This is a genomic window from Pseudomonas pseudonitroreducens (genome assembly GCF_021603645.1).
Lineage (GTDB): Bacteria > Pseudomonadota > Gammaproteobacteria > Pseudomonadales > Pseudomonadaceae > Pseudomonas > Pseudomonas pseudonitroreducens.
This window is the reverse complement of the sequence record NZ_BQHJ01000010.1, coordinates 191397-203718: the sequence shown is the minus strand read 5'-3', so window position 1 is coordinate 203718 and position 12322 is coordinate 191397. Positions and strand designations below refer to the sequence as shown.

Here is a 12322-nt window from a genome sequence, read left to right as displayed (position 1 = left end):
CTCTTCCTTGTAGGAGCGAGCTTGCTCGCGAACCCGCCCAGCGCTGGTTTCGCCGGAGACATCGTTCGCGAGCAAGCTCGCTCCTACAGAAAAGCCGTTACGGCGCCCGGTGCGCCTGGATCAGCGCCGCTGGGGTCAGCTCCACGCCTCGCCACTGGAACGGTACCGGCCAGAGTTTTTGAGCAATCTGCGCGTCCGACCAGAGTTCGGCGAACGAACGCCGGGCCCCCGGATGCTTCACCTCAGGCGCCAGCAGCGCCAGCGGCCAGAGCACGAAGGCGTTCTTCAGCACTTCCGCGCGCGGCAGCGTCAGGCCGTCGAACTCGCCGTGCAGGTCGCCATACAGCAACACATCGATATCCAGCGGCAGGCCCTTGCGCTCCGGCGCATAGCGCCCGTTGTCCGCCTCGATATGCTTGAGCCGCAGGCTCAGCTCGGCCAATGGCAGGTCAGTACGCGCCACGATCACAAAGTTGTAGAAGGGACCGCTGCGGATACCCACCGGCTCGCTCTCGAACACCGGCGAACAGCGAATGTCCTTGAGGAATGCGTCCAGCGCCTCCAGCCCGGCGAGCAGGTGCTGCTGCCGGTCGAAGTTGCTGCCCAGCCCGAGGTAGACCGTCGTCAGCGGCATCCGCGTTCGATCTCCACACCGACGCCGATAGCGGCTGCAACGGCGCCGGGCTTGGTGACTTTCAGGCGCAGCCACTGGATACCGAACTCGGCCATCAACAACTCGGCCAGGCGTTCGGCGAAGGTCTCCACCAGCTGGAAGTGCGCGTCACGGGCGAACGCCATGACCCGCTCGGAGAGCACGGCATAGTCCAGAGCCTTGGCGATATCGTCGTCGGCCGCCGCAGGGCGGTTGTCCCAGCCCAGCGTCAGGTCCAGGCGCAGGCACTGCCGGATACCCCGTTCCCAGTCGTAGACGCCAATCACGGTGTCCACTTCCAGCCCCTCGATGAAAACTCTGTCCACTGACTGCATGCTCCAAGGCGACACGACAAGCGGCCGGCGCCCCGTTAGAATCGGAAACGACCTCGTCTCCGGTGGAAACCATGTTCTGGTTCTTGGCGATCCTCGCCTACCTGCTCGGATCACTGTCCTTCGCGGTACTCCTCAGTCGCCTGTTCGGCACCGCCGATCCGCGCGCCAGCGGCTCCGGCAACCCCGGTGCGACCAACATGCTGCGCCTGGCCGGCAGGAAGATCGCCATCCTCACCCTGCTTGGCGACCTCGCCAAGGGGCTCCTCCCGGTACTGGTCGCCCGGCTGCTCGGCCTGTCCGACGCGGAACAGGCCTGGGTCGGGCTGGCAGCGGTGATCGGTCACCTCTACCCGCTGTATTTCAACTTTCGCGGCGGCAAGGGCGTCGCCACCGCCGCCGGCATGCTGCTGGCGCTTTACCCGCCAGCGGCGCTGCTCGCGGCAGTCGCCTGGCTGGTGACCTTCAAGCTGTCGCGCACCAGCTCGCTCGCATCCCTGGTCGCCACGCCGCTGACCCTGCCGCTGCTGGCCTGGCAGGAGCCCTCGGCGCTGCTGCCGATGACCGTGCTTACCGGCCTGATCGTCTGGCGTCACCGCAGCAACCTGCGCGACCTGATCGCCGGGCGCGAACGTCACTTCTAGAGCTGCGAGCTTCCCGGCCCGCGTACCGCGCTGCAAGCGAAAAAACGGCGCATGCCGCTCAGAGCATGTGCCGCGTCGTTTGCAGCTGCATTATTCAGATCGCTGGCAGCGACTCCATTGGCCAACGCGCCTGGACGCCGATCGCCGGGCCGTCCTGTTGCCCCGCCAGCAGCCGTTGGCAGCCAGCATAGGCGATCATCGCGCCGTTATCGGTGCAGAAGCGCGGGCGGGCGTAGAACACCTGGCCCTTCATCTCGCCGAGCATCTTTTCCAGGTGGCGGCGCAGGGCCTGGTTGGCACTGACACCACCGGCGATCACCAGGCTCTTCAGGTGAGTCTGCTTGAGCGCGCGCTTGCACTTGATGGTCAGGGTCTCGACCACCGCGGTCTGGAACGCCAGGGCGATGTCGCAGCGGGTCTGCTCGCTGTCGTCACCTTCGGCGACGCAGCGCTGCCAGGTGTTCAGGGCGAAAGTCTTGAGGCCGCTGAAGCTGAAATCCAGACCCGGACGGTCGGTCATCGGCCGCGGGAAGACGAAGCGACCCGCGGTGCCACTCTCGGCGAGGCGTGCGATCTCCGGGCCACCGGGATAGGCCAGGCCGAGCAGTTTGGCGGTCTTGTCGAAGGCTTCGCCGGCAGCGTCGTCCACCGACTCGCCGAGCACCTGGTACTGGCCGATGCCATCCACCCGTACCAGCTGGGTGTGGCCGCCGGACACCAGCAAGGCGACGAACGGAAACTTCGGCGGCTGTTCTTCCAGCATCGGCGCCAGCAGATGGCCTTCCATATGGTGCACGCCGACAGCCGGTATGCCCCAGGCAAATGCCATGGCCTGGGCGCAGGATGCCCCGACCAGCAGCGCACCCACCAGCCCGGGGCCGGCGGTGTAGGCGATGGCGTCGATGTCGTCTGCGGTGCGGCCGGAGTCGTCCAGCACCTGGCGAATCAGCGGCAGCATGCGCTTGACGTGATCACGGGACGCCAGCTCGGGAACCACGCCGCCATATACGCGGTGCAGGTCGATCTGGCTGAACAGCGCGTCGGCCAGCAGGCCTTTTTCGCTGTCGTACAGGGCGACGCCGGTCTCGTCGCAGGAGGTTTCCAACCCCAGCACTAGCATGGGTTTGAGCCTTTACTCTGGGCAAAATTGAAGCCGCGCATCATAATCGCCGGCTGGGCTTCGGACCAGTGCTTTTCGATCGGAGGCTTTGCATTCCTCCTTCCGAACGTTTAATATCCGCAACCCTTGAAAACCGCCGACTCCGAACAACCGTCAGGAGCGCGATAAATCCTCCGGTAATCATTGAAGGTACGACCTGGATGCCCGCCGTCAAAGTTAAAGAGAACGAACCCTTCGACGTAGCTCTGCGTCGTTTCAAGCGCTCCTGCGAAAAAGCAGGCGTACTGGCCGAAGTCCGTAGCCGTGAGTTCTACGAAAAGCCGACCGCCGAGCGTAAGCGCAAGGCCGCTGCCGCTGTTAAGCGTCACGCCAAGAAAGTGCAGCGCGAACAGCGCCGCCGCGAGCGTCTGTACTGAGTTACAGCGCTTCGTCGCACGCTTTCCGCATCGCCCGGCCCACTCGCCGGGCGAGTGCCTGACTCAAGGCACCCCACTCCGATTCGCACTCGCGGACTTCGGAGTTTTTGCTTTTCAAGCCCCATGCTTAGTCTCAAGCCTCGCTCGCGGCTTCATCGCCCCGCGCTATGCTTGGGTCCACCCTGTGTCCCGATGAGTCTATGGCCGGCCTGATTCCACAATCCTTCATCGATGACCTGCTCAACCGCACCGATATTCTCGATGTGGTGAGTTCGCGCATCCAGCTGAAGAAGACCGGCAAGAACTACAGCGCCTGCTGCCCGTTCCACAAGGAGAAGACTCCTTCCTTCACTGTCAGCCCGGACAAGCAGTTCTACTACTGCTTCGGCTGCGGCGCCGGCGGCAACGCACTCGGCTTCATCATGGACCACGACCAGCTGGACTTCGTCCAGGCAGTCGAGGACCTGGCCAAACGCGCCGGCATGGACATCCCCCGCGAGGAAGGCCGGCGCGGCAACAAGCCCCGACAACCGGTCGACTCGCCGCTGTACCCACTGCTGGCCGCCTCCGCCGAGTTCTACCGCCAGGCGCTGAAGAGCCACCCGGCACGCAAGGCCGCGGTGGAATACCTCAAGGGCCGCGGCCTGACCGGCGAAATCGCCCGCGACTTCGGCCTGGGCTTCGCCCCGCCAGGCTGGGACAACCTGCTGAAGAACCTGGGCGGCGACAACCTGCAGCTCAAGGCCATGCTCGACGCCGGCCTGCTGGTGGAAAACCCCGACAGCGGCAAGCGTTACGACCGCTTCCGCGACCGGGTGATCTTCCCCATCCGCGACAGCCGCGGCCGAGTGATCGCCTTCGGCGGCCGGGTACTGGGCGACGACAAGCCGAAATACCTGAACTCGCCGGAAACCCCGGTCTTCCATAAAGGGCAGGAGCTCTACGGCCTGTACGAGGCACGGAAGAACAACCGGGATCTCGACGAGATCATGGTGGTCGAAGGCTACATGGACGTCATCGCGCTGGCGCAGCAAGGCATCCGCAATGCGGTCGCCACCCTGGGCACGGCCACCAGCGAAGAACACATCAAGCGGCTGTTCCGCATCGTGCCGAACATCCTCTTCTGCTTCGATGGCGACCAGGCTGGCCGCAATGCCGCCTGGCGCGCACTGGAGTCGGCCCTGAGCAACCTGCAGGACGGGCGCAAGGTGCGCTTCCTGTTCCTGCCCGAAGGCGAAGACCCGGACAGCCTGGTGCGCGCCGAGGGCCCGGACGCCTTCCGTGCCCGCCTCGCCCACCAGGCACAACCGCTGGCGGACTATTTCTTCCAGCAACTGACCGAGGAAGCCGACCCCAGCACGCTGGAAGGCAAGGCGCACCTGGCGACCCTGGCCGGGCCGCTGCTGGAAAAGATTCCCGGCAACACTCTGCGCCTGCTGATGCGCCAGCGCCTGGGCGAGATCACCGGCCTCTCTGCCGAAGCGCTCAGCCAGATCGGCGCACCACGCTCCGGCCTTGGCGGCCAGGGCAAGCCCAGCCATGTAGCCACGCCGGCGCAGGCACACAGCACTCAACAGCACGCCCATGAGTACGCCGACTACGACATGGGCCAGTTCGCCGACCACGGCGACAACCATTACCAGGATGCTTCAAGCTACTTCGAGGCGCCCATGGAGTTTTCCGCCGGCAGCGGCGGCGCCAAGCAGGGTAAGAAGCCCTGGAAGGGCGAGCGCAAATGGGACGGCAAGGGCAAGAAAGGTGATTTCACTCCACGCCAGCCGCGCACCGAAATCAGCGTCGAATCACCGACCCTGACCGCACTGCGCACCCTGCTGCACCATCCTCAACTGGCGCAGAGCGTCGAGGATGCGAGCCACTTCTCCAATGAGGGACAGACCTATTCGCAACTGCTCGCCGCACTGGTCGAAGCACTGCAGAAGAATCCGAAACAGAGCTCGATGCACCTCATCGCGCGCTGGCACGGTACGCCCCAAGGGCGCCTGCTACAGGTGCTGGCGGGGAAAGAATGGCTGATCGACGACGGCAATCTTGAAAAGCAGTTCGTCGACACCATTACTACACTTGCACACAACCAACTGCACAGCAGCCGCGAAGCCCGCCTGCACAGTGTGCTGCGAAAGAACCCCAGTGAACTGACCGACGAAGAGAAAGCGTTACTGCGGGAGCACTACAGCACCCCCTCTTCAACAGGCAGCCAGAGCTGAACTGGCGCCTGGAGCCTAGAATCTGGTATAATCCTCGGCTTATTTCAGCCCGCCAAGACCTTCAGTGGATAGGGTGTTATGTCCGGAAAAGCGCAACAGCAATCTCGTCTCAAAGAGTTGATCACCCGTGGTCGTGAGCAGGGTTACCTGACTTACGCGGAGGTCAACGACCACCTGCCGGAGGATATCTCTGATCCGGAACAGGTAGAAGACATCATCCGCATGATCAACGACATGGGGATCAACGTATTCGAGACAGCCCCGGATGCGGATGCCCTGTTGCTGGCGGAAACCGATACCGATGAAGCTGCCGCCGAAGAAGCTGCTGCCGCCCTTGCCGCGGTAGAGAGCGACGTTGGCCGCACGACCGACCCGGTGCGCATGTACATGCGTGAAATGGGTACCGTGGAACTGCTGACCCGCGAAGGCGAGATCGAAATCGCCAAACGCATCGAGGAAGGCATCCGCGAGGTCATGAGCGCCATCGCCCAGTTCCCTGGCGCGGTGGACGGCATTCTCGAAGAGTACAACCGTATCGTTGCCGAAGGCGGCCGCCTGTCGGACGTTCTCAGCGGCTACATCGACCCGGATGACGGCACCCTGCCGGCCGAGGAAGTCGAGCCGGTCGGCCTGAAGGACGACGCCGAAGCCAAGGACAAGGACGAAGAGGACGAAGAGTCCGACGGCGACAGCGAGGAAGAAGAAGGCGATGGCGGTCCGGATCCGGAAGAAGCCGCTCGTCGTTTCGGCGCCGTCTCCGAGCAGCTGGAAAAGGCCAAGAAGGCCCTGAAGAAGCACGGTCGTGGCAGCAAGCAGGCAACCGAAGAACTGGTCGCCCTGGCCGAGTTGTTCATGCCGATCAAGCTGGTGCCCAAGCAATTCGACGTGCTGGTCGCCAAGGTCCGCGATGCGCTGGACAGCGTGCGCCGCCAGGAACGCGCCATCATGCAGCTGTGCGTGCGTGACGCCCGCATGCCGCGTGCCGATTTCCTGCGCCAGTTCCCCGGCCACGAAACCGACACCGCCTGGGTCGACTCCGTACTCAAGGGCAAGCCCAAGTACGCCGAAGCCATCGAGCGCCTGCGTGACGACATCCTGCGCAACCAGCAGAAGCTGGTCGACCTGGAAACCAGCTCGCAACTGACCGTTGCCGAGATCAAGGACGTCAACCGCTCCATGTCCATCGGTGAGGCGAAAGCCCGTCGTGCGAAGAAGGAGATGGTCGAGGCGAACCTGCGTCTGGTGATCTCCATCGCCAAGAAGTACACCAACCGCGGCCTGCAATTCCTCGACCTGATCCAGGAAGGCAACATCGGCCTGATGAAGGCGGTGGACAAGTTCGAATACCGTCGCGGCTACAAGTTCTCGACCTATGCCACCTGGTGGATCCGCCAGGCGATCACCCGTTCGATCGCCGACCAGGCCCGCACCATCCGTATTCCGGTGCACATGATCGAGACGATCAACAAGCTCAACCGTATCTCCCGCCAGATGCTGCAGGAGATGGGTCGCGAACCGACTCCGGAAGAGCTGGGCGAACGCATGGACATGCCGGAAGACAAGATCCGCAAGGTCCTGAAGATCGCCAAGGAACCGATCTCCATGGAAACGCCGATCGGTGACGACGAAGATTCGCACCTGGGCGACTTCATCGAGGACTCCACCATGCAGTCGCCGATCGAAGTGGCGACCAGCGAGAGCCTCAAGGAAGCCACCCGCGAAGTCCTCGCCGGCCTTACCGCTCGCGAAGCCAAGGTCCTGCGCATGCGCTTCGGCATCGACATGAATACCGACCACACCCTCGAGGAAGTCGGCAAGCAGTTCGATGTAACCCGTGAGCGTATCCGCCAGATCGAAGCCAAGGCGCTGCGCAAGCTGCGCCACCCGTCGCGAAGCGAGCATCTGCGCTCCTTCCTCGACGAGTGACGAAGAACCCCCGGCCAAAACCGGGGGTTTTTCTTTGGGTCTTCCACTGGGCAAAGTGCCACGTCTACACTTCGGCGTAGTCCCCCCTGGAATGAGGCCCTTCATGCCGCGTCTGCAGGCAGTTCTACTGTGGTGCCTCGCATTCTGGGCGGGACAGGCATTTGGCCTGAGCCTCACGCCCGAGGAGCAGCAGTGGCTGCAGGAGCACCCCACCCTGCGCCTGGGCGTGGACGCCTCCTGGCCGCCCTTCGAATTCCGTGACGCGGAAGGCCAGTACCAGGGGCTCGCCCCGGTCTATGTGAAATACATCAGCGAGCAGCTCAAGGTGAAGCTTGCGTCGGTCGAGCCGACCAACTGGAGCGACCTGCTGCAACAGGCGCGGGAAAACCGCATCGACCTGCTCCCCGGCGTCATGGCCACGCCCAGCCGCCTCGACTTCCTCAGCTTCACCCGCCCTTACCTCGACTTCCCGATCATCATCCTCGCCCGCCGCAACGGCCCGGAACCGGCGAACGTGAAGGAGCTCTACGGGCTCAAGGTCGGCGTTGTCGCCCACTACGCACCGCATGAGCTGCTGGTCGCCAAGCATCCCGACCTCAACCTGCAGCCGTTGCCGAGCATCGCTGCCGGCCTGCAGGCGCTGGCCACCGGCCAGGTGGATGCCTTCGTCGGCGACCTTGCCTCCAGCGTCTGGAACCTGCGCCAGCTCAAACTCGAAGGGCTGCAGATCAGCGGCGAAACACCCTATCGCTATCAATTGGCGATGGCGGTGCCGAAAGACCAGGCCATCCTGGTCGGCATCCTCGACAAGGTGCTTGCCGAGATGAAGCCCGAACAGGTCGAAGCACTCCAGGCGCCCTGGGTCGGCGGCCTGGTCGATCGGCGCAGTGTCTGGCCGGAGGTATTTCGCGTCGTCGTTCCCATCGCCCTGCTGACCGCCCTCACCCTGCTCGTGCTGTTCACCATGAACCGCCGCCTGCGCGGCGAGATGCAGCGCCGCGAGAAGCTCGAACAGGCCCTGCGCGATAGCGAACAGCACTACCGCGGCCTGGTGGAAAGCCTCACCGCCATTGCCTGGGAAATGCGCCTGGCGGAGAACCGCTTCACCTACGTTTCGCCGCATGCCCAGCGGCTGCTCGGCTACCCGATCATGGACTGGCTGGAGCCCGGCTTCTGGCAACGCACGCTGCACCCCGACGACGCCGAGCACGCCATTCACTTCTGCCTTTCCGAGAGCCAGGCCGGGCGCAACCACAGCTTCGACTACCGCATGCTCGCCGCCGATGGGCGGATCGTCTGGATTCGCGACATCGTCACGCTGATCCACCACGACGACGACCTGATCCTGCGCGGCCTGATGATCGACATCACCGAGGCCATGCACACCGAACAGGCCCTGCGCCTGTCCGAACAGAAGTTCGCCTCGGTGTTCCACCACTGCCCGGACATCATCGTCCTCGCGCGCCGCGTCGATGGCCAGTTGCTCGCGGTGAACAGCACCTTCGAGCAGCAGATCGGCATTCCCGCCAGCGAAGCACTGGGCAAGACCTCCACCGAGCTGGGCATCTGGGGCGAGCCGGGGATGGGCCCGGCGATGCTTTCGCGCCTGCAGGGCGAGCCGCTGAACAACGTCGAGATCCCGCTAAACCGCCGCGACGGCACGCGCTTCACTGCCCTGCTCTCGGCCCAGCACATTGTCCTCGACGACACGCCGGCACTGGTGGTGGTGGTGCGCAACATCTCCCAGGTCAAGGAAACCCAGGAACAACTGCGCGTCTCCGAGGAGAAGTTCGCCAAGGCCTTCCACGCCTCCCCGGACGGCATGCTCATTTCGCGTATCAGCGACGGCCGGCTGGTGGAAGTGAACCAGGGCTTCACCCGCATCACCGGCTACACGCGCGAGGAAGCCGCCGAGCGCTCCACCCTCGACCTGCGCCTGTGGGCCAACCCGGCCGACCGCGGCAAGCTGCTGAGCATCCTCGATGGCGCCGCCAGCGCCCCGGACTTCACCGCACAGATCCGCACCCGCGACGGCAGCCTGCGCCTGTGCGAGCTGTCGGCCCACCGCATCACCATCGGCAACGACGACTGCATGCTGACCATCGCTCGCGACATCACCGAGCAGCAGCAGATGCAGGAAAAGCTCCGCCTCGCCGCCACCGTGTTCGAGAGCACCGCCGAAGGCGTGATGATCACCGACGCGCGCCAGCGGATAGTCGCGGTCAATCGCGCCTTCAGCGAGATCACCGGCTACAGCGAGCAGGAAGCTCTCGGCAGCTCGCCGCGACTGCTCGCCTCCGGCCAGCACGACAGCAGCTTTTACGTCGCCCTCTGGCACCAGCTCAACGCCGAGGGCCATTGGCAGGGCGAAATCTGGAACCGGCGGAAGAACCAGGAGCTGTACCCGGAGTGGCTCACCGTCAGCGCTGTGCGCGATGCCGAAGGTGAGCTGACGCACTACGTCGGCGTGTTCGCCGATATTTCCACCCTCAAGTACGCCCAGGCGCGGCTCGACTACCAGGCCCACCACGACCCACTCACCGGGCTGCCCAACCGCCTGCTGTTCGAAAGCCGCCTGAACGCCTCCCTCAAGGAAGCCCAGGAAGACGATCATCAGGGCGCCGTGCTGTTCCTCGACCTCGACTGCTTCAAGCACATCAACGACAGCCTCGGCCACCCGGTCGGCGACCTGCTGCTCAAGTCCATCGCCACGCGCCTGCGCGAACAACTGCGCGACGTCGACACCGTGGCCCGCCAGGGCGGCGACGAATTCATCATCCTGCTGCCGGGCCTGCACCACGCGCTGGACGCCGAACATGTCGCGAACAAATTGCTGCTCTGCTTCGAAAAACCATTCATCGCCGGCGAACAGGAGTTCTTCGTCAGCGCCAGCATCGGCATCTGCCTTTACCCCAGCGATGGCAGCGACGTCGCCACCCTGGTGAAGAACGCCGACGCTGCCATGTACCGGGCCAAGGCCCAGGGCCGCAACCGTGTCGAGTTCTACACCCGCGAACTGACCTTCCAGGCCACCGAGCGCATGGCCCTGGAGCACGAATTGCGCCGCGCGCTGGAAAGCGACCAGCTGCAGCTCTACTACCAGCCCAAGCTCTCCCTCGGCACCGGCCAACTGGTGGGGGCAGAAGCGCTGATCCGCTGGAAACATCCGCAATTCGGCGCGATATCTCCGGACCGCTTCATCCCCCTGGCCGAGGAAAATGGCCTGATCCTGCCATTGGGCGACTGGGTCCTGCGCGAAGCCTGCCGGCAGATGAGCCGCTGGCAGGAAAGCCACGCCGCCTTCGGCCCGCTCTCGGTCAACCTGGCCGGCGCGCAACTGCGCCAGACCAACCTGGTCGAACGTATCCGCGAACTGCTCGCCCACTACAACCTCCAGCCCTCGCGCCTGCAGCTGGAGATCACCGAAAGCTTCCTCATGCACCAGACCGAGGAGGCCCTGTCGATCCTGCACAGTCTCAAGCACCTGGGCGTGCAACTGGCCATCGACGACTTCGGCACCGGCTACTCCTCGCTCAGCTACCTCAAGCAATTGCCGCTGGATACCCTGAAGATCGACCAATCCTTCGTCCACGGCCTGCCGGACGACCCCCACGACGCCGCCATCGCCCGCGCCATCATTGCCCTGGGCCGCAGCATGAACCTCACGGTGATCGCCGAGGGCGTGGAGCACGAAGCCCAGGAACGCTTCCTCGAAGCCGAAGGCTGCGACCAGATCCAGGGCTACGCCCTCAGCCCCCCGCTGCCGGCCGACGCCTTTGCCAACAGGTTCCTGGTCCCGCTGCATCCGGTTGGCGCTAGCCAGAACGCCCCGGTATAATCCGCCCGCCTTCTGGGGGCCTATAGCTCAGTTGGTTAGAGCAGAGGACTCATAATCCTTTGGTCCACGGTTCAAGTCCGTGTGGGCCCACCACCTCTTCAGCAAAAAGCCGCGCGGATGCGCGGCTTTTTGCGTTTCTGGCGACGCAAGCGATTAATTGCGCAACGCTGCGAGCACATGTTCCGGATCGTTGTGGATCGCTCGCAGCAGAGCCCTTGCCGGACCATCCGGCTCACGGCGCCCCTGCTCCCAATTGCGCAATGTGCCCACCGCCACGTCGATGGTACGGGCGAATGCCACTTGGGAAAGACCTGTCGCCTTACGGATGCTGCGAACCTGAAAGGCATCGACGTGGAAAACCCGAGAGGGCTCGCGGGCTCCCCTGCCTATCTCGTTCATTTGCTCCATGCTTTCGGCAAGCCGGTCAAAGAGACTTTTTTCCATCATTGCCACCCTTGGTTCAGTTTGCGGAGCACGCCTTTCTCCAGTTCCGTGAGATTGTCCTTGGCACCTTTGCGGTAGATCAGAAGCAGACGTATCTGGCCTGCACGACTGAGGTAGTAATAGATCACCCGAACACCGCCACGCTTGCCAACGCCTGCGCTACTCCAGCGCACCTTGCGTAGGCCGCCCGTTCCCGGAATCACCGCCCCCGCTTTCGGGCTGACGGCGAGATACTGCTGAAATTCACGGTATTCCTCGTCGTTCAGATGCTCGTACAGGTCTTCGGTGAAAATCGGCGTCTCAATGAAGATCATGACATCTCTGCCCATCGAGTACGCCAATGGCGTATGTCGACTATAGGAATCCTAATCCGCGACCACAAGATAGAACCAGACTGGTGGAGCCTCCGTTGGTCTTGGCGCCGCCCCAGGGCAAGTATTTCGCCACAGCAAATGATGCCGTCGGGCGAAAGTGGGGAAATCAGGAATCGCCCTACGCCCCAACGGCGTTGCTGTCCTACAAGGGCACTGCGTAGCGTTCCGTCTGCCACGGTTCGCCGTGGCCGGGAGTGGAATCCTGAAAAGCGAGAGCGACACGCAAGCCATTCGCAGAGAGCGATTGCTGACTAGCATTCACTGTCTCTCGGTCTATGGCGGACCGTGTGAGGTGGGCTATTGCCCTACCGGTTCGCTCTCGCATCCGGCATTCCACCCTTGCACGGTCCG

General features: G+C 63.8%; 10 protein-coding genes and 1 tRNA gene. 6 read left to right on the top strand and 5 right to left on the bottom strand.

Going from position 1 to position 12322, the window contains the following annotated elements; all coding sequences use genetic code 11:
• Positions 1-97 precede the first annotated feature (97 nt).
• Together folK and folB are read right to left on the bottom strand one after the other, a co-directional pair.
• Positions 98-634, bottom strand: coding sequence for a 2-amino-4-hydroxy-6-hydroxymethyldihydropteridine diphosphokinase (gene folK / locus L6D89_RS23580; protein ID WP_236201355.1), 537 nt, complete (start codon positions 632-634; stop codon positions 98-100).
• Positions 625-978, bottom strand: a complete 354-nt coding sequence (gene folB, locus L6D89_RS23575) for a dihydroneopterin aldolase (protein ID WP_015475255.1) — start codon at positions 976-978, stop codon at positions 625-627. The genes folK and folB overlap by 10 nt, the downstream gene beginning before the upstream one ends.
• Before the next feature lie 80 nt (positions 979-1058).
• Here folB and plsY point away from each other — a divergent pair, with 80 nt between their 5' ends.
• Complete coding sequence (plsY, locus tag L6D89_RS23570) at positions 1059-1628, top strand: glycerol-3-phosphate 1-O-acyltransferase PlsY (protein WP_236172639.1); 570 nt, start codon at positions 1059-1061, stop codon at positions 1626-1628.
• A 94-nt stretch (positions 1629-1722) separates the two neighbouring features.
• Here plsY and tsaD read toward each other — a convergent pair whose 3' ends face one another.
• Positions 1723-2748 (bottom strand): tRNA (adenosine(37)-N6)-threonylcarbamoyltransferase complex transferase subunit TsaD, encoded by a 1026-nt coding sequence (tsaD, locus tag L6D89_RS23565; protein WP_236201354.1) that lies wholly within the window; start codon positions 2746-2748, stop codon positions 1723-1725.
• A 200-nt stretch (positions 2749-2948) separates the two neighbouring features.
• On the opposite strand from tsaD, the gene rpsU reads away from it, so the two are divergent.
• The 5 genes from rpsU to L6D89_RS23540 all read left to right on the top strand — a co-directional run bounded on the left by rpsU (position 2949) and on the right by L6D89_RS23540 (position 11246).
• Positions 2949-3164: a 30S ribosomal protein S21 gene (gene rpsU, locus L6D89_RS23560; protein WP_003085057.1), complete on the top strand. Its 216-nt coding sequence runs from the start codon at positions 2949-2951 to the stop codon at positions 3162-3164.
• Between the two features lie 200 nt (positions 3165-3364).
• Positions 3365-5389, top strand: a complete 2025-nt coding sequence (gene dnaG, locus L6D89_RS23555; protein WP_236201353.1) for a DNA primase — start codon at positions 3365-3367, stop codon at positions 5387-5389.
• A gap of 78 nt (positions 5390-5467) precedes the next feature.
• The gene (gene rpoD / locus L6D89_RS23550) at positions 5468-7315 is read left to right on the top strand and encodes an RNA polymerase sigma factor RpoD (protein WP_236201352.1); all 1848 of its coding nucleotides are present in this window, start codon (positions 5468-5470) and stop codon (positions 7313-7315) included.
• A 103-nt stretch (positions 7316-7418) separates the two neighbouring features.
• Complete coding sequence (locus L6D89_RS23545) at positions 7419-11153, top strand: bifunctional diguanylate cyclase/phosphodiesterase (RefSeq protein WP_236201351.1); 3735 nt, start codon at positions 7419-7421, stop codon at positions 11151-11153.
• Positions 11154-11169: 16 nt separating this feature from the next.
• A tRNA-Ile gene (locus L6D89_RS23540) sits at positions 11170-11246 on the top strand.
• A gap of 60 nt (positions 11247-11306) precedes the next feature.
• Here L6D89_RS23540 and nadS read toward each other — a convergent pair.
• Positions 11307-11597: a NadS family protein gene (gene nadS, locus L6D89_RS23535; protein ID WP_236201350.1), complete on the bottom strand. Its 291-nt coding sequence runs from the start codon at positions 11595-11597 to the stop codon at positions 11307-11309.
• Positions 11597-11911, bottom strand: coding sequence for a hypothetical protein (locus L6D89_RS23530; protein WP_236201349.1), 315 nt, complete (start codon positions 11909-11911; stop codon positions 11597-11599). Before L6D89_RS23530 ends, nadS begins: the two co-directional genes overlap by 1 nt.
• Positions 11912-12322 lie beyond the last annotated feature (411 nt).

Bases quoted from the DNA above. Each gene is read 5' to 3' on its own strand.
- plsY (WP_236172639.1), top strand. From the start codon at position 1,059: ATGTTCTGGTTCTTGGCGATCCTCGCCTACCTGCTCGGATCACTGTCC.
- L6D89_RS23545 (WP_236201351.1), top strand. From the start codon at position 7,419: ATGCCGCGTCTGCAGGCAGTTCTACTGTGGTGCCTCGCATTCTGGGCG.
- tsaD (WP_236201354.1), bottom strand. From the start codon at position 2,748: ATGCTAGTGCTGGGGTTGGAAACCTCCTGCGACGAGACCGGCGTCGCC.
- rpoD (WP_236201352.1), top strand. From the start codon at position 5,468: ATGTCCGGAAAAGCGCAACAGCAATCTCGTCTCAAAGAGTTGATCACC.
- rpsU (WP_003085057.1), top strand. From the start codon at position 2,949: ATGCCCGCCGTCAAAGTTAAAGAGAACGAACCCTTCGACGTAGCTCTG.
- dnaG (WP_236201353.1), top strand. From the start codon at position 3,365: ATGGCCGGCCTGATTCCACAATCCTTCATCGATGACCTGCTCAACCGC.
- folK (WP_236201355.1), bottom strand. From the start codon at position 634: ATGCCGCTGACGACGGTCTACCTCGGGCTGGGCAGCAACTTCGACCGG.
- L6D89_RS23530 (WP_236201349.1), bottom strand. From the start codon at position 11,911: ATGATCTTCATTGAGACGCCGATTTTCACCGAAGACCTGTACGAGCAT.
- nadS (WP_236201350.1), bottom strand. From the start codon at position 11,597: ATGGAAAAAAGTCTCTTTGACCGGCTTGCCGAAAGCATGGAGCAAATG.